The 16,877-nt window shown below is 51.7% G+C and carries 22 protein-coding genes; 4 read left to right on the forward strand and 18 right to left on the reverse strand.

Translation table 11 applies throughout. The annotated features are described in order from the left end of the window. Positions 1–61: 61 nt before the first annotated feature. Positions 62–235 carry a 50S ribosomal protein L32 gene (rpmF, locus tag KNP85_RS01670; protein ID WP_015881300.1) on the reverse strand — a complete coding sequence of 58 codons (174 nt, stop codon included), beginning with the start codon at positions 233–235 and terminating at the stop codon, positions 62–64. Positions 236–257: 22 nt separating this feature from the next. Continuing rightward, a complete protein-coding gene (locus KNP85_RS01675) occupies positions 258–785 on the reverse strand; it encodes a YceD family protein (RefSeq protein ID WP_029595742.1) in 528 nt (175 codons plus the stop codon). 157 nt (positions 786–942) lie between these two features. On the opposite strand from KNP85_RS01675, the gene KNP85_RS01680 reads away from it, so the two are divergent. After that, on the forward strand, positions 943–2,073 hold the full coding sequence (locus KNP85_RS01680) for a tRNA(Met) cytidine acetate ligase (protein WP_214800912.1): 1,131 nt from the start codon (positions 943–945) through the stop codon (positions 2,071–2,073). Here KNP85_RS01680 and KNP85_RS01685 read toward each other — a convergent pair. The 5 genes from KNP85_RS01685 to KNP85_RS01705 are packed head-to-tail and all read right to left on the reverse strand — an operon-like array spanning position 2,052 to position 4,856. Further along, on the reverse strand, positions 2,052–3,044 hold the full coding sequence (locus KNP85_RS01685) for a SepM family pheromone-processing serine protease (protein ID WP_021067032.1): 993 nt from the start codon (positions 3,042–3,044) through the stop codon (positions 2,052–2,054). The genes KNP85_RS01680 and KNP85_RS01685 overlap by 22 nt on opposite strands. Continuing rightward, positions 3,041–3,538 carry a pantetheine-phosphate adenylyltransferase gene (gene coaD / locus KNP85_RS01690; protein ID WP_029595744.1) on the reverse strand — a complete coding sequence of 166 codons (498 nt, stop codon included), beginning with the start codon at positions 3,536–3,538 and terminating at the stop codon, positions 3,041–3,043. The genes KNP85_RS01685 and coaD overlap by 4 nt, the downstream gene beginning before the upstream one ends. A 4-nt stretch (positions 3,539–3,542) precedes the next feature. Continuing rightward, positions 3,543–4,109, reverse strand: coding sequence for a 16S rRNA (guanine(966)-N(2))-methyltransferase RsmD (gene rsmD, locus KNP85_RS01695; protein ID WP_131471136.1), 567 nt, complete (start codon positions 4,107–4,109; stop codon positions 3,543–3,545). 53 nt (positions 4,110–4,162) lie between these two features. Next, the gene (locus tag KNP85_RS01700; RefSeq protein WP_021067029.1) at positions 4,163–4,426 is read right to left on the reverse strand and encodes a DUF2129 domain-containing protein; all 264 of its coding nucleotides are present in this window, start codon (positions 4,424–4,426) and stop codon (positions 4,163–4,165) included. Continuing rightward, complete coding sequence (locus tag KNP85_RS01705) at positions 4,410–4,856, reverse strand: YlbF/YmcA family competence regulator (RefSeq protein WP_214800914.1); 447 nt, start codon at positions 4,854–4,856, stop codon at positions 4,410–4,412. Before KNP85_RS01705 ends, KNP85_RS01700 begins: the two co-directional genes overlap by 17 nt. A gap of 118 nt (positions 4,857–4,974) precedes the next feature. On the opposite strand from KNP85_RS01705, the gene KNP85_RS01710 reads away from it, so the two are divergent. Then, a complete protein-coding gene (locus KNP85_RS01710; protein WP_251136178.1) occupies positions 4,975–5,742 on the forward strand; it encodes an ATP-grasp domain-containing protein in 768 nt (255 codons plus the stop codon). Positions 5,743–5,845: 103 nt separating this feature from the next. Beyond that, positions 5,846–6,208, forward strand: coding sequence for a YugN family protein (locus tag KNP85_RS01715; protein WP_021067026.1), 363 nt, complete (start codon positions 5,846–5,848; stop codon positions 6,206–6,208). 60 nt (positions 6,209–6,268) lie between these two features. On the opposite strand, the gene KNP85_RS01720 is transcribed toward KNP85_RS01715, so the two are convergent. The 10 genes from KNP85_RS01720 to cyoE all read right to left on the reverse strand — a co-directional run bounded on the left by KNP85_RS01720 (position 6,269) and on the right by cyoE (position 14,215). Continuing rightward, positions 6,269–6,760: a cysteine hydrolase family protein gene (locus KNP85_RS01720; RefSeq protein WP_021067025.1), complete on the reverse strand. Its 492-nt coding sequence runs from the start codon at positions 6,758–6,760 to the stop codon at positions 6,269–6,271. A 133-nt stretch (positions 6,761–6,893) separates the two neighbouring features. Then, the gene (locus tag KNP85_RS01725) at positions 6,894–7,166 is read right to left on the reverse strand and encodes a hypothetical protein (protein WP_021067024.1); all 273 of its coding nucleotides are present in this window, start codon (positions 7,164–7,166) and stop codon (positions 6,894–6,896) included. A 5-nt stretch (positions 7,167–7,171) separates the two neighbouring features. After that, positions 7,172–7,786: an SCO family protein gene (locus KNP85_RS01730; protein WP_021067023.1), complete on the reverse strand. Its 615-nt coding sequence runs from the start codon at positions 7,784–7,786 to the stop codon at positions 7,172–7,174. A 20-nt stretch (positions 7,787–7,806) separates the two neighbouring features. Further along, the gene (locus KNP85_RS01735; protein ID WP_021067022.1) at positions 7,807–8,268 is read right to left on the reverse strand and encodes a DUF420 domain-containing protein; all 462 of its coding nucleotides are present in this window, start codon (positions 8,266–8,268) and stop codon (positions 7,807–7,809) included. 23 nt (positions 8,269–8,291) lie between these two features. Further along, positions 8,292–9,215 carry a cytochrome c oxidase assembly protein gene (locus KNP85_RS01740; protein ID WP_021067021.1) on the reverse strand — a complete coding sequence of 308 codons (924 nt, stop codon included), beginning with the start codon at positions 9,213–9,215 and terminating at the stop codon, positions 8,292–8,294. A 134-nt stretch (positions 9,216–9,349) separates the two neighbouring features. Further along, a complete protein-coding gene (locus KNP85_RS01745) occupies positions 9,350–9,679 on the reverse strand; it encodes a cytochrome C oxidase subunit IV family protein (protein ID WP_021067020.1) in 330 nt (109 codons plus the stop codon). A gap of 1 nt (position 9,680) precedes the next feature. Continuing rightward, entirely contained in the window at positions 9,681–10,307 is a 627-nt protein-coding gene (locus KNP85_RS01750) for a cytochrome (ubi)quinol oxidase subunit III (RefSeq protein ID WP_021067019.1), read from the reverse strand. Continuing rightward, complete coding sequence (gene ctaD, locus KNP85_RS01755; protein ID WP_051627797.1) at positions 10,308–12,146, reverse strand: cytochrome c oxidase subunit I; 1,839 nt, start codon at positions 12,144–12,146, stop codon at positions 10,308–10,310. 68 nt (positions 12,147–12,214) lie between these two features. Next, positions 12,215–13,231: a cytochrome c oxidase subunit II gene (gene coxB / locus KNP85_RS01760; RefSeq protein ID WP_021067017.1), complete on the reverse strand. Its 1,017-nt coding sequence runs from the start codon at positions 13,229–13,231 to the stop codon at positions 12,215–12,217. Between the two features lie 57 nt (positions 13,232–13,288). After that, the gene (gene cyoE, locus KNP85_RS01765) at positions 13,289–14,215 is read right to left on the reverse strand and encodes a heme o synthase (RefSeq protein ID WP_021067016.1); all 927 of its coding nucleotides are present in this window, start codon (positions 14,213–14,215) and stop codon (positions 13,289–13,291) included. A 331-nt stretch (positions 14,216–14,546) separates the two neighbouring features. Here cyoE and KNP85_RS01770 point away from each other — a divergent pair, with 331 nt between their 5' ends. Beyond that, positions 14,547–15,449, forward strand: coding sequence for a COX15/CtaA family protein (locus tag KNP85_RS01770; RefSeq protein ID WP_058763310.1), 903 nt, complete (start codon positions 14,547–14,549; stop codon positions 15,447–15,449). 50 nt (positions 15,450–15,499) lie between these two features. On the opposite strand, the gene KNP85_RS01775 is transcribed toward KNP85_RS01770, so the two are convergent. Beyond that, positions 15,500–16,855 (reverse strand): cryptochrome/photolyase family protein, encoded by a 1,356-nt coding sequence (locus KNP85_RS01775; protein WP_214800916.1) that lies wholly within the window; start codon positions 16,853–16,855, stop codon positions 15,500–15,502. Positions 16,856–16,877: the final 22 nt, after the last annotated feature.

The raw sequence follows: 16,877 nt of genomic DNA on the forward strand, positions 1-16,877 counted from the left end.
TGTTTCCACGACCCAAAAATAAAAAAAGAAGCGGCCTCCGAGGAGACCGCTTCTTTTCGCATTATTTGCTTGTTACTTCTTTACCGTTGTAGTGTCCGCAAGATTTGCATACACGGTGAGAAAGCTTCATTTCGCCACAGTTCGGGCACTCGTTCATACCAGGTACGTTGAGTTTGAAGTGAGTACGACGAAGACGTTTGCGAGTTTTCGACGTTCTACGGAATGGTACTGCCATCGTTGTCCACCTCCTTGAAAAGTTAGCCGTTCTCGTCCTCTTTTTTAGAGAACAAGTCAGCGAGCCCCGCGAGGCGCGGGTCAATTTTTGGTTGGTCGTCCGGCTGCTCGTCAATGACGGACCAGCCTTCCCCTTCAACCTGAGTTTTGTCTGTTTCGTTCCCAAAGATTTGCATTGGGACGTCTAACATGATGAGCTCTTTTACGATCGGTCGCAGATCAATCGTATTTCCTTCTGGCAAATTGACATCATCGAATTGCTCCGTATAACGCCCATTCTCCAAAAAGAAAGGCTCGAGCGATTCAATATCGAATTCATAAATGACATCATCCAACGTACGCGCATCTGGCAACGTCAGGTCACCTTGAATCTTCAGATTGAATGTAACTTGATTAGATGTGAACGACGCATTCCCGTGCACATGCACCGGACGAATCGAACGGATATCCGGATGGAGCTGAGTAAGCTCTGGTAGTTCGACCATCTCATCGATGGTAAAACTGTCACCCTGGTTTCGTAGCTTAAGTAGCTGTGCAATAGACCACTTCATCCGAATCACCTCAATTGCAACAATATGAATTATAGATAGGCCAACTTGTTTTGTCAATGTTTTTTCTTTACACTAAAATCAGTTGACGACGGCGCTTTGCCAAAGCGTACTTATCCATCTTACACCAATCCAATCGACAATGCAAAGGAGTAATTTTATGCGAAAAACGGCCATCATTGCCGAGTACAATCCGTTCCATAACGGGCACCTCCATCAGGCGGAACGAGCCCGGATCGAAACCGACGCTGACGCTGTCATCGCCGTCATGAGTGCCCAGTTCACCCAGCGCGGCGAGCCGGCAGCTTTCGACAAATGGAGCCGGGCCCGCGCCGCCGTCCAAACGGGCGCGATCGACCTCGTCATCGAACTCCCGACGCGTTTCGGCGTGCACCGGGCCGACCGGTTCGCGAGCGCCGCGGTCGCCATCGCCGAGCGCGTACGTTGTCAAACGCTGTCCTTCGGTAGCGAGAGCGGCGACATCAGCGCCGTGACCCAGGCCGCGGCGGCCAACATCGAAGCGACTCCAGCCTATCAGACGGCGTTCAAAGAAGCGTTGGACAATGGACGTTCTTCCGCCAATGCGTCGAGCGAGGCGTTCGGGTCACTCTATCCCGACTTTGATTTGACGCTCCCGAACAACATCCTCGCCTATCACTACGCGAAAGCGGCGACGTCCATCGAACTGCACACGATTCGCCGTCTCGGGGCCGGATACCATGACCCGAGCGTCTCAGACGTCATGTCGGCCACGGGCGTGCGCGCCCACTACTTAGAGTCAGGTATGGTCCGGGCCGTCCCTGACGCCACGAGAACGCTGTTTCAGGACAATCCGATGGCGCATTGGTCACTTTATTGGCCCGTCCTTCAATATAAGCTGCGGACGACCCCGAAAGACGTACTTGAGCAACTCGTCGGTATCGACAGCTCGCTGTCGCCCCGCTTGATTCAAGCCGGGCTCGAGCCGACATTCGAACAGGCGCTCGCCCGCTTATTGACGAGACGTTATACCCGGACGTCCATCCAACGCGCGCTCGTCGCCATCCTCATCCATTGGCGACAGGACGAGTTGCCGGAACGGTTCGACGACGTACCGTATATCCGACCGCTCGCGTTCAACACAATCGGGCGCACTGTGTTAAAGGACATAAAAAAAGACGTACCGCTCCTCAGCAAGTACCATCCCGATCTTGCGTTCGAGGCTCGAGTGACCGAGGCGTATCGCCTTCCGCTCGGAAATCGGTCACTCGTCGAACATATGCAAACTCCTCAATTCATCGACTCTAAATAATCGATGGCTTCCTCGACCGTCTTGACGGGAACGACTTCAATGTCGCTCTCGAGTCGGTCGAGCGACTCCATCGCCTCGTCGTAGTTCGACCCGGCCGGCACGAAGAACACGGATGCCCCAGCCTCGTCCGCAGCTACGATTTTTTGCCATGCCCCGCCAATCGGCCCGACGTTCCCTAACTCATCGACCGTTCCCGTTCCGGCAATGACGGCACCGCCCGTCAAATCGCCCGGCGTCAACTGATCAAAAATCTCGAGCGTGAACATGAGGCCGGCCGACGGTCCGCCGACGTTCGTCAGTTCGAACGAGACGTCCGGGTCCGTGCGCACGTCCTGGACGGGCAGCGGCTCATAAATCCCAAGCCCGACCCGGTCCCCGCTCCGGTCAATCGGTTGAATCAGCGTATCGACCTCACGTTCGCGACCGTCACGTTCAAGCGTGACAGAGACTTCATCGCCGGCTTCAAATGAGGCGACGCGTTCGATAAAGTCAAGGCGCGATGCGAACGATTGGCCATCGAGCGCCGTGATGATGTCACCCGGCTTCAAGACGTTCGCGGCGAGCGACCCCGTGATTGGGGCCGAGACGTACATGCCGTCAAACGTCACCGTCACATCGGCGTCCGCCAACTCATAGGCGTATTGAATCGCCGCTTGTTGCGACGACGACATCAACAACTCTTGTCTGCGTTCGTAGTCCGCCTCGCTTTCCCCGTCATACAGATAGCGGCTGGCCGGGCTGGCCTCCGTGAACGGGGTGAACCAGCTGCCGACGAGCCAGAGCGGTGTCGCCCGGCGTTGCGAGATGGTCACCATCTTCAGTTCGCCCGGTTCTTTGTCCCCGCCCTCGACCGTCATGAACTCTTCGATCGTCGTCGCCTCGCCCGGATACGTGATGTAATACGGGAGTGGCACGAACAAGAAAATCAGGACGGCCACGAGCAGACCGAAACCGATTTTGAGCGACTTCATTGTCCGTGACTCACTTCATATTTTTGCCGCAACGCGAGTTCGACTTGCTCCGGGACGAGCTCGGCGACGGACGCCCCGTATTTGGCAACTTCTTTCACGATCGAGGAGCTGAGGAACGAGTACTGGCTGTTCGTCATCATGAACAACGTCTCCACGTTCTCATTCAACTTTTTATTGATCGATGCGATTTGAAGCTCATACTCGAAGTCCGAGACGGCACGCAGGCCACGGACGATGGTCGCTGCCTCACGCTTGGCAGCATATTCGACGAGCAAACCCCCAAACGCGTCGGCGGTGACGTTCGGTAAATGTGTCGTCACCTCACGAATGAGCGACAGACGCTCTTCCACGTTAAAGAGAGGTGCCTTACTCGAGTTTTCAAGCACGGCGACGATGACTTCGTCGAAGATGGCCGCCGCCCGCTCGATGATATCTAAATGGCCGTTCGTAATCGGGTCAAAGCTCCCCGGGCAAATCGCGATACGTTTTGACATGTTCTCACTCCTCGGTCGCTGCATACTCGTAAAAGCTGATCGTAATCACGTCCGAGTAGCGTTGCACCTTGATTTTTTCCAACTGGCCGACTCGGTCCGGCAACGTCACGTCGCTGCCATGCTCGCAGACGACGACGCCGTTGTCCGTCAACAGCCGGTTCGTTTCAATGATCTGTAAAAACGGCACATGTTCTTCCGCATGATACGGAGGGTCCATGAAAATCAGTTTGAACGGCTGACCTTTGAGGACGAGTTGGTCGAGAACCGAGCGGGCGTCTTGTTGGAGCACCGTCGCTTTCGACTCGTAACGTGTAGTCTGCAAATTGTCTGTGACCGTCTGGACCGCCTTCCGTTGCTTGTCGACGAACACGGCATGGTCACACCCCCGTGACAACGCCTCGATTCCTAGACCGCCGCTCCCGGCGTATAGGTCAAGCGCATCGCCCCCGGCGAAATAAGGACCGATGATGTTGAATAACGATTCTTTTACTTTATCTGTCGTTGGTCGTGTGGCCGACCCCGGGACCGTCTTGAGTCGGGTCCCTTTTCGTTCTCCTGAAATCACTCGCATATCCGTTCTCCTTCACCACAAAAGATGAAGGCGGTGCCGCCTTCATCTCTGTGTTATTTCTGCTTCGATTCATACGTCTCCGCGACGAACGGCCGCTCACTGCGGACGACCGCTTCGACGAACGGCAACGCGCTCACTTGTTCGAGAATCGCCTCATGTCCATCAAGGTCGGTATACAAGAAGGCGTACTTCTCCCGCTTTGACACGTAATACAGGTTCGCATAGCGACGCAACGCCTTCACTTGTTTCAACGATTGGACGTAGACGACGAACCCGATTCGACCATTCAACTCAAACGTCTCAGATGGCACATCCACAGCTTCCGCCTCCACAACTTCCTCCGCCTGAACATCCGCCTTCGTCGAAGAACGGGTTTCCGGTCGGGACTTTGATTTTTGGAGAAACCGAGAAGGCCAACAGCTCACTCACTTCCCCGAGCAGTTTATCTAAACTGCGTTCCGCTTTTTTAAATGCGGCCACTTCTGGCTGGACATCGAGACGCCGTTTGACGAGATGCATCTCTTTTTTAATGCAATCGTGGTCCGGGTGATGTTTCCCGAACCGCTGTACGTACTCGTAATCTTCTTTCATCCGCAAGAACTCACGTTCCACGATGCGCGCTTCCTCTGATTGGGCTCGCGCTTGTTTCGTGGCGATATATGTTTGGAACGACTCGCTCGCTTCAATCAAATCGGCTAACGATTCCGTTTGATCGAGCAGGGCGATCGTCTGTTCAGTAATAATCATGGCTTTCACCCTTTCTGCCATGATTTTAACACATTTGATTCCCTCTGTAAGCAATCGGCTTTATAATTGAACGTGACTGTCAAGCGTCCAACCAGAAAGGAAGTGAACAGGTGCGCACTTGCACCTCGCTATGAAAAAAGTCTCATTCAATATGATTCGCTCGGCCGGCATTAAAACCGACTATGCGAAACCTGAATATTATTACGACCAGCTCGATAAAGTAAGAGCAGCCGACCTCGTCTTGTTCCCTGAATATTGGATGGTCAACTCAATCATCTATGGACTCAACAAACCGATTTTCCCGTCCCCGGCCACGTATCATCTCGGACACGATAAGATCGAGATGACGCGCGCCTTCAAGGCAACGTTCCCGCACCGAATCCCGAAGACGCTCATCTACGGGAAAAACCCATATACGATCGAGCGTGTTTTGGAAGAGTTCGAGTATCCGTTCGTCGCCAAGACGGCCAAGTCGTCGATGGGACAAGGCGTCTGGCTCATCAAGCATGAACAGGATTGGCTCGAGTACGTCGACAAGCATGAGACGTTCTACGTCCAGCAATACATCCCGAACGACCGCGACCTGCGGATCATCGTCATCGGTGAAGAAGTCGTCGGTTCGTATTGGCGTGTCAGCGAGGCGTTCTTGAACAACGTCGCCCAAGGCGCCCAGTTCTCATATGACGATATCCCGGAAGACGTCGTCGCGGAAGTGCTCGACATCGCCAAGACGCTCCACATCAATCACGCGGCCTTCGACGTCATCGTCGCCGACGGTGAATTTTACATTTTAGAGTTCAACGTTTTCTTCGGCTCAGAGGGACTCATGCCGCTCGGGGTGAGGCTTTCGGACAAAATCGCCCAATACCTCGATCCCCGCGCTTGAGGCGTTCATCTTTTTTTCACAATTTGAACACACGTTATTCCAAGAACGTTTTCGAATATGATATGATGACATATGAGGTTTATTAGGGAAAAGGGGGATTATGATGAAATTTGAGCAGTTCCACATCGAGGGAAAAGAGATCCGCTTCGGTTTGCTCGAGACGATCATGGATCATCATCATTTCATCCGTGAAGGCGCTTGGGACTATGAGCGTGCAACGTATGACATGAAGTACGAGAAACAATCGACAGGCGAGACGTTCTACCTTCGCTTACCGGTATATGCAATCGAAGGCCAAATCGAGGACCGTCATGCGGTCGTCAAAATGTTGACACCGATTCTCGGAAAACATTACTACCCGCACGGCGTCGAGTACGACGAAGAGTTCCCAGAAGAAATCGTCCGTGATTGCGAGCGTCGTCTAGCCGCACTCGCTGAGACACTCGAAGTAAAACCCCTTGCATAAGCGAAGGGGTTTTTCTTATGGACACATATAACGAACCGAGGTAAGCATCGGCAGAGCAGATTACGCCGACAAGTCCTCTGATTGGATGATGGTGCAGCCCTTACCCTCGTAATACGCAATCATATCATCGATTTTCTTCAAGTCATAGCTCGTGATGCAATCCGACAGGACGCTAACCGTATAGTCGGATTTCCGCAGATTGTAACACGTTGACTTCACACAGGCGGTCGCATCGGCACCGGTGATATAGAACGTGTCGATGCCATGCTGTTCAATGAACGCCGCGAACGCCTCGCTCGTCAAGGCGTTGCCCTTGTATTTGGTGAATACGTGATCGGACACAATCTTCAAATCTGGCGCTAATTCTGCCCCGCGCGTCCCGGTTTTGAACGTTCTTGTCCCCGCGGATAAGTTCTCATGTCGGATATAGACGACGGGAATCCCCTTGTCGACCGCCCAATCGATCGATGTGTTGATGTTGTCGATGACCGCTTTGTAATTTTTCGTGATGTCATTCTGAATGTCGATGACGACCAATGCTTGCTGTTGCATCTGATTTCCCCCTCGATGAGTCGCGTGTCGTGACTACTGCCTTCATCATACCAGAGTTCACCACTGGAAAATATAGACAACAATCATCATCAACAAACAAAAAAGGGAGGACCCGCCGAGGGCCTCCCTTTTTTCATGTCGCGATGACGTTGAGCGTCACATCGACTTGTCCGAGCAATAAGTCGAACTGGTCGCGCACGTACCGATATAAGCGTTCAGCCTCAACGAGTGAGACGGGTGCAACGATTTGATAATCGTATCGTTCTTTCGAGACGGACACGACCTTCACTTCACGCAATCCGAATTCGATTGCACTGCAAGCAATCAAATCCTCAATCGCCCGCTCAGCGATCGTCACATCTCCATAGGAATAATCATTTCCGATGACAGCCATCGTATCATTCATCTTCTTCACTCCTTTTCTGCCGCGAGTACTAACACGTCCTCCATAATGGTTTCGATATCGACGGGTTTTTCTCCTGCCGTGGCCATTTGGGCGACCGCACGGACGTCGTGTTGACGGTCGATGATATACATCGTCGTCGCATGCGTGACGAGTCCGCTGTTCGCTTTCGAATAATAGAATTGAAGCTGACGCGTGATGCGGTCGATATCGGCCTGGTCACCGGTCAACATCTTCCAACCCGTTGGTTCGGCTTGGAATGCCTCCCCGTAATTCTCTAGGACCGGCACCGTATCGACTTCAGGGTCGACAGTGATGGCGACGAGCTCGACGTCCGTCCCGTACAAGTCGTTCGCTTTCAACTCTTGCTCAAGCTTCATGAAGTCACGCAACGTGAGCGGGCAGATGTCCGGACAGTTCGTATAGAAGAACGTGACGATTTTGACTTTGCCATTGTCCGAATTGTACGACTGACCGTCGAGCGCATTCGTCAACGTGAACGGGGTCGGCTCTTGGATGACGGGCAGGTCCTCTTCTTTAAAGAATAAGAAGTACGAGGCCACACCGATTGCCACCAGAATGGCGACCGTCAAGCCGACCGTCATATAGCTGTTCCGTTTCATGCTCATCCCCCTCTCTCGATTCACCCACCGATAATGGCACGGAAGACGTTTGTCGTCTCACCCGGGTCATAGGCGACATAAAGGAGGACGTATACCATCACGCCTGTAATCGCTGTGAAAAACCAGACGACCGAGGCTTTCGGTCCGATTTTACGGTGTTTCTCGACTTTATTTTTATAGCCGAGGTAAAGCGTGATCAATCCGAGGACCCCACCTGTCGTCGCGAGCAGGATATGGAAAATCATGAACGCCAAATAATAAGGCTTCACTGAATCCGGTCCCCCGAAGGCGGTATTGCCGACGAAAATCGTCCGTGAGACGTAGAGAATGAAGAATGTCGTCGCGGCGATCGCGGCGGCCGTCATGACTTTCTTATGTTTGTCGACGTTGCGGCGATCGCGCGCAATGATCGTCCATCCGATTGCGACTAAAATAGCACTGATGACAATGAATGTCACACTGATCAAGGCAAGATAGTTCATCGTAGTTTCCCCTTTGATTTAGTTCATTTTTTCTCTTTTGGTTCTTGCGGTGTGAACGACATGCCTTCGTCAAGCGCAAGCGATTTCGTCCGGCGCACCCAACCGAAGAACGTCCAGCCGAAGAAGAAACCGTATACGACTTCTTGACCGAGCTTCATCAATACCCCGCCGAAGCGTTGGTCTTCAAGAGCGCTGTTCGTCGCTCCCATGAGCGCATTCAAATCGAGACCCGACACATCGCCGTTCGGCATACAGTAGCCGAGCACCGTTGCGAACGTCTCCGCGTCCGTATAGGCGTCATACAAGATGCCTTGGCTGAAGATGATGAACGCACAGGCAGGTGTCAAGAGCACACCGTTCGCGATGATGTACACCATCCGCTTCAAATCTGACATCCCTTCCTCTTCTTCTGAGAGGAACGGTGCGATGACCGGATACCACATCGTCAAACTGAAGACGACGAGGGCGCCGTGGAAGATACGATGCACACCATAGTTTGTCAAGACGTAGTCAAAGATGAATGGCATGTGGTAAAACGTGAACAATGCATTGAACAAAACGAGTGCGATCAAAGGTTTTGTCATAAACTTGAGCGTCGGCCCAATCACCTTATAGCTAAATAATTTCTCGAACACCCAATACGGCATCCCGTACACGACGAGCGCCGGTGCGAGCACATAGACGAGCACCATCTGCAACATGTGCACCGAGAAGATGATGTGTGCAAGGACATCGACCGGACTTCCGAAGCCGATATAATACAATAAAATGGCGGATAACATGCTGAACTTTTGTAGTAACGTGGTCGACTCGTACCCTCGCTTCGCCATTTTCTCTGTGACGACCGCATAGAGGACGTACAACCCTACCATCAACAATCCGAACCATGGACTCCAAAGTGTCATCCAATCGAACTGTTTGAGTAGCTCTGATGTATTCCAGAGCATCCCTTCACCCCTTTTCTTTCTCTCCCAAACCGATGAAACCGTTCACTTCAAGATTACTATTCCTTTATTTTTGAAGTAAAGCAAAAAGGACTGAATCATCTGTGTTTCCACAGATGTTCAATCCTTTGTCACATTTACCAAATGAGCAAGCGAAGTGCAGCGACTGTAATGATGGCGACAAAGATGCCAAGCCACATCATTCCGACGATCCACGTGTTGCCACGGTTGTTCATATGCATGAAGATATACAGCTGCAAGAACACTTGGATGATGGCGAGGATGATTAAGAAACCACCTGCTGCCCACACCGGCATGAGTTCAGCGTATACGGCGCCGAACGCGACGAATGTGAGCAAGATCATCATCGCGAAGCTGATCAACTGGAGTTGATATTCGCGGCGTGACTCGGCTTTTACTTCGAGCTCTAACTGTTTGTGCGATTCGTTGATTGGTTGTTTTTCCATGTTAGCTCACCATCCCTAAGAGGTAGACGATTGAGAAGATGAAAACCCAGACGACGTCGATAAAGTGCCAGTATAGGCTCGACACGTAAAACTTCGGTGCGTTGTACACATCGATCGGACGGTTCCAGTTGCGAATTAACAACGTCGTAATCCAAAGAAGACCGAACGTGACGTGCGCGCCGTGGAAACCGACGAGCGTGTAGAACGCAGATCCGAACGCGCTCGACGTGAACGTGTGACCGATATGGTAGTAGTGGATGAACTCGTAAATCTCAGCTCCAAGGAAACCTGCCCCGAGGAGAAGCGTGATCACCAACCAAAACTTCATGCGGCCTGGATTGTTCGCTTTCATGTTCATCATGGCGAGAACACTTGTGAGCGAACTTGTGAGGAGGAGCATCGTCATTAAGAAGACGAGCCCCATCTCAAAGATATTGTACGAACGAAGTTCCTCTGGCGCACCAGAGTTGAGTAGACCGACATACGTTCCGAAGAGCGAGGCGAAGAGAACGGTCTCTCCACCGAGGAAGAACCAGAAGGCTACATATTTATTTTTCCCTTCCAGCGTGGCTTTCTCTGGATTGGCCGGAATTCCGGTCACCGGGTGTTTTTCGACTGCATGTGCCATTTATTGGTCTCCTTTCTCACGAATCGCTTTCAAATCCGCTTCGATCTTCGATTTTGGAATGTAGAAGCCATGATCGTCAATCCATGAACGGAGGAACATCGACACGAATGTGATGAGCAATCCGATCACGATGAGCGACCAACCGACAACCGCGTTATCCATTTGGAAAATCGCTCCGAGTCCGGCGATGAACAAGCCGAGTGACATGAAGAACGGGATAATCGAGTTGTTCGGCATGTGGATGTCTGCTACTGGTTCAGCGACAGATACCCGTTTGTTGCCCGCCATCTTCTCGAGCCAGAACGTATCGAGACCTTTGACAAGCGGTGTTTGTGCAAAGTTGTATTCTGGAGTCGGTACAGGAAGCGTCCACTCCAACGTACGTCCATCTTCCCAATGGTCCGGCTTGACGCGTTGTTTCGACAAGAATGCTTTCACAACAGCGACGAGCAAGACGATCGTCGACACACCCATGAAGAAGGCTCCGATTGTCGACAGCAAGTTCATCGTCTCAAACCCTTGGTTCGGAAGGTATGTGAAAACGCGGCGTGGCATCCCGAACAATCCGAGGAAATGTTGCGGGAAGAACGTCAAGTGGAACCCGATGAAGAACAACCAGAACTGCCAGTAGCCAAGCTTCTCAGAGAGCGCTTTGCCGAACATGAGCGGGAACCAGTAGTAAAGTCCTGCAAATAGACCGTAGACAACTCCACCTACGATAACGTAGTGGAAGTGAGCGACAACGAAGTAACTATCGTGGTACTGATAGTCGGCCGGTGCGACCGAAAGCATGACCCCTGTCATTCCCCCGACGAGGAATGATGGAATGAATGCGACCGAGTAGAGCATCGCGACATTGAACTTGATTTGTCCGCCCCATAGTGTGAACAACCAGTTGAAGATTTTGACCCCTGTCGGAACGGCGATGGCCATTGTTGCGACAGCAAAGATCGAGTTGGCGACCGGTCCAAGACCGACCGTGAACATGTGGTGGACCCAAACCATGAATCCGAGGAAACCGATGAGCATCGTTGCGAAGACCATCGTTGTATAACCGAATAGGCGTTTACGAGCGAATGTCGGAATAATTTCCGAGAAAATACCGAACGCCGGTAAAATCAAGATGTATACTTCCGGGTGTCCGAAGATCCAGAAGAGGTGTTCCCAGATGACTACGTTACCGCCGGCTGCCGGGTCGAAGTAAACGGCCCCGAACAAGCGTTCGAACATCAACATGAACAATCCGACTGTGAGCGGTGGGAACGCGAAGACGATCAACGCCGAAGCGACGAACGTCGTCCACGTGAAGAGCGGCATCCGCATGAGTTTCATACCTGGAGCACGCATGTTCAAAATCGTGACGAGGAAGTTAATCCCGGCCATGAGTGAACCGAAACCTGAAATTTGAAGACCAAGGGCGTAGAAGTCGACCCCTGATGCTTCCGGTTGTGTCGAGAGCGGCGCGTACGCTGTCCAGCCTGCGTTCGGAGCTGCGCCGAAGAACCAGCTAAGGTTCAACATGACACCACCGAAGAAGAACAACCAGAATCCGAGTGAGTTAATGAACGGGAACGCGACATCGCGTGCCCCGATTTGAAGTGGTACGACGGCGTTCATGAATCCGAATAACATCGGCATGGCCGCTAGGAAGATCATCGTCGTCCCGTGCATTGTAATCAATTGGTTAAACGTTTCGCCGCTGACGAAGTCGTTCATCGGACGAACGAGTTGCCACCGAATAAGTAATGCTTCAATTCCACCGAGAAGGAGGAAGAAGATTCCTGAGAACAAATACAAAATACCGATTTTTTTGTGGTCAACCGTCGTAACCCAATCCATGATGCCATTGTATTTACGCGGTTGCTGCAATGCAGTGGTCTGTGCCACGTGAAATCCCCCTTTTCCCGTTAGTCAATCTTCTGATCGTACAAGAAGTCAACGAGTGCATCTAACTCTTCATCACTGATTTGGCCTTCACCGAAGCCAGGCATGAGCGCGCCTTGTTTCAATTCTTGAGGATCACGAATCCATTCTTTCAATTTCTCTTCGTTGTTTTCAAGATAACCAGCTAACTTTTCGCGATCGCCGAAGTTTGTCAGACTAGGCGCGACTTTCCCGCCGCCGTGACAGCTCAAGCAGCTCTCGACGTAAACGGCCTCACCTGTCGTCAAGTTTTGGTTATCGGCAACAAGTTTTTCTGTGTTCGCGTCTTGCTGTGCTTTCATGTCTTCGAGCCATTTGTCGTAATCTTCTTGTTCGAGTGCGATGACTTTGAAGTCCATGAGCGCGTGTGACGGTCCGCAAAGCTCGGCACATTTCCCGAAGAACGTACCTGGTTCATTTGCATGCAACCACATTTCGTTATCAAGGCCTGGGTTCGTGTCCGTTTTACCAGATAAAGCCGGTACCCAGAACGAGTGGATGACGTCTTTCGATGTCAAGTTGATGCCGACACGTTTGCCAACCGGGATGACAAGTTCTTGTCCCGTGACGACGCCTGCGTTCGGATATTCAAACTCCCACCAGTACAAGTTAGCCGTAACATTGATTTCTTCTTCTTTTTTCGCTTCTTTCGCTTTCGCGAGTTCGACAGTCGTCGTGATTGTCGGTACAGCGAGAATGATGAGCAAGATGATTGGCACGACTGTCCAAATCATCTCGAGCGTGCTGCTTCCTTCGACTTGCTTCGGAATCGAATCGTCTTTACGACGGAACTTCATGAGCACGTAAACGTAAATGATCGATACGATGACGAGTACGAAGAGCATAAGTACCAAACTGATGATAATGATCCGGAGCTGAATTTCAGCGCCTTCTCCCATCGGCTTCAATGCAGACAATCCCTCAACGCCGCACCCTGATAATAGCAGTGCGAACATCATCATCGGGACGATGCCAAACAGAAGCTTTTTAAATGATTTCACAACAATCCCCACTTTCTCCCAAAATGATGTGTAATGGTTTCTATATAGTGAGTGTGATTACGCTAGTGCTGCCGTCAAAATCAGCGCGACAATCCACACGACTAAATAAATTAATGAATAAAAGAACATTTTGTTTGCCCACTTGATTTCATCCTCGGCTTTAAAACCTTTCAACCCGAGATATAACCAGTAGCCCCCAAGACCGGCTGCAATGATTACGTAGACTAACCCGTAATGCATGAACAAGAGCGATGCTGGAATCAGCGTCGCAATCCACCAGATGATTTGACGCTTTGTAATCGCAAAGCCGTTGACGACCGGTAGCATCGGAATGCCGGCCGCTCGATACTCCTCGACACGCCGCATGGCGAGCGCGAGGAAGTGTGGCGGTTGCCACAAGAACATGACGAGGAACATGAGCCACGCGTCGATATGAAGCGCAGGATCGATGGCTGCCCAACCGATGAGCGGCGGTACTGCTCCGGAGATGCTGCCGACGACCGTGTTCAACGTGTGCGTCCGTTTAAGCCACATCGTATAAATGACGACATAAAAAAATGCCCCGATTAAACCGAAGACTGCTGCCACATACGAGACGATCAATAAGAGCAATGTCCCGATCGCAAGCTGCGTTAATCCAAGGAGCAAAATCCGTTCTCCTGAAATTTTACCGGTGACACTCGGCCGATTGTCTGTACGTCCCATCAAGTAATCGATATCACGGTCCACGAAGTTGTTTAGGTAACAACTCCCGGAGATGACGAGTGCGCTTCCTAACATCGTTAATAAGAGCTGCGGCCAAACCTCAAATAAATAAAAGACTGGCGTATCACTCTGATATGTTGCTGCTACAAAGAAACCGGCGAATACCAACAACAAGTTGGCGCGAACGATTCCCATTTTTGCCAGAGCAACATAGTCGCGGAACGAGGCGGATTCTGTATATTCTACTTCTGCCATTGTTCCTGGGTTGACTTTTGTCATACTGACCCCCCTACTAATCACGAAATCCACGTATTCTTTTCACAGAAAAAACACAATATGAACAAAGTTCACCTAACTCATAACAAAGATACCATATTTTCAAAAAGAATACGTCGTTTATGCTTGTAAAATAGCTAGTTTTTTGTGACAAACGTGTGATAATTGTCACAGTAAAAACGCCATGTTAATACTAGAATAACGATTTTGATAGCGATTGCAAGCTTTTCCGTTTCGTTTTTACGACGTAAAGCCGTATAATAAGTATGGCGAAAAAAATATAAACTTACAAGGCACAATTCTAGTGATTTTTCTCAAAAGCAGGTGGAAACGAATGCATAAAAAACTCGCACTATTTTCAGCGCTCGTCACGCTCGGGATGATGCTCGTCCTGATCATGGGTGGAACCGTGACAAAGACGGACTCCGGCGACGGGTGCGGAACGGATTGGCCGCTCTGCCACGGGAAACTGATCCCGACCAATCCGAGCGTCGAAACGATGATCGAGTACAGTCATCGTGTCGTCTCTGGCATCGAGGGACTGCTCATCATCGCCTTGACGATTTGGACGTTTGCGGTCGTCAAGAACCGGTATGATGTCAAAGTGTTCGCGTTCCTCGCGTTCATTTTCATGCTCATCCAATCGATTATCGGTGCCGGGGCCGTCATTTGGCAACAATCGGACGCGATTCTCGCGCTCCACTTCGGCATCTCGCTCGTCTCGTTCGCATCACTGCTCATCTTGACGATTCTCTTGTTCGAAGGGGAACGCGTGCATCGGGCCGTCTCCGAACGGTTGAAGGTTCATCTTTACGGCTTGACGATTTATACGATGGTCGTCGTCTATACGGGCGCTTACGTCCGTCATCTCGGCGCGACATACGCCTGTGTCGGCTGGCCGATTTGTGACCAGAACGTGTGGACGTTCGAGTCGTACGTCCAAATGGGGCACCGCATCATGGCCGGATTGCTCGTCTTCTATACGTTATACGTCCTCTACTTGGCACGTCGGGAGACGAACCGCCTCGTCGAGACCGGCATGTGGGCCTCGCTGTTCTTCATCCTGCTTCAAGTCGGCACGGGTGCGTGGATCGTCCTTGGGGGACACGCCACGTACGTCCCGCTTCTCCACGCCTTCTTGATTACCTGCTATTTCGGGATTATCTCGTACTTGGCATATCATGCGTATCGGAGTCAGAAACAGACGACCGAGGCCGCACGACAACAATCCATTTAATCACGTACACAAAAAGGAGCGAGGGCATCGCTCCTTTTTTTGATGCCTATTTACTGCGCGTCCTTGAACCGCTCGAGTGCCCGGGCCCGCGCTTCCTTATGGTCGACGATTGGGTCGACGTATCCATCCCGCTCGGTCAAGTCAGGGAAATGAATCGCTTTTTTGTCGAGATTCGCGAGTTCGGGCACGTACTTCCGGATGAACGTCCCGTCCCCATCGAACTTCTCGGACTGCGTCGTCGGATTGAAGATACGGAAGTACGGCACCGCATCCGTCCCGACCGAAGCCGCCCATTGCCAACCCCCGATATTCGAGGCTGCTTCATAGTCGATCAGCTTCTGTTCGAAATAGCGTTCCCCTTTCCGCCAGTCGATCATCAGATGCTTCGACAAGAACGAGGCGACAATCATGCGAAGCCGGTTATGCATCCAGCCCGTCTCATTCAATTGCCGCATCGCCGCGTCGACGATCGGGTAGCCCGTCTTTCCGTCACACCACGCCTGGAAGTTCTCGTCATCGTTCTCCCAATCGAGATGCTTATACTTGTCGTTGAACGGACGGTCTTTCAGTCCCGGGAATTGGACCATGATCATATAGTAAAATTCGCGCCATAACAACTCATCGTAATATGTGTCGCGTCCGCTCGATTTCGGCGCCTTCAACACCGCTTCCGTCACGGTCCGGATGGAGAGCACCCCGGTCCGGAGATACGGAGACAGACGGCTCGTTCCGGCGATGGCCGGGATGTCGCGGTCTTCATCGTACGCATCGATCCGATTCGCGACGAAGTCGCTCAAACGACGTTTGGCTGCTGCTTCGCCGAGCGCTTTCCACGGAAGCTCACAGCGATCGAACTGACGCTTCAATTCGACCGGGACTTCATGCCCTGTCGTCACGTGACGCTTCAACGCATTCACGTCGACCTCATACGGCGCGGGCGGCGCCTCGGCATAGGCTGCTTTTTTAAATGGCGTGTATACCTTATACGGATCGCCGTCTTTTTTCGTGAACGCATTCGGGGCGAACAAATGGCGGTCGAGCAGGCGGATGACTTTGACCGCTTCCCCGAGCGCCTGGATGACGGCGTCGTCCCGCTGTTTGAACGGTTCGACATACTCGGCGTTGAAGTAGAGCACATCGAGCTCACCGAGCGCTTCGACGAACTGTTCGGCCGTATCGGCCACGATGACCCGAAGTCCGAGCCCGCGTTCTTCCAACTCGTCCATGAATTGACGCATCGTCGCGAAAAAGTAATCGTGGCGCGTCTCGAACGGCTCGCAATAGTTAGGGTTGAGCCAAAAAACGAACTCCATCTCATCGTCGGAATCAGCGTCTTTCAAGGCCCGGTGTAACATATGATTATCTGTCAATCGAAAATCCGATCGAAACCAGCATACTCGTCTCATCTCTCCCACTCCTATCTAAAAA

It is taken from the genome of Exiguobacterium sp. s194 (genome assembly GCF_018618275.1).
GTDB classification, from domain to species: domain Bacteria; phylum Bacillota; class Bacilli; order Exiguobacteriales; family Exiguobacteriaceae; genus Exiguobacterium; species Exiguobacterium chiriqhucha.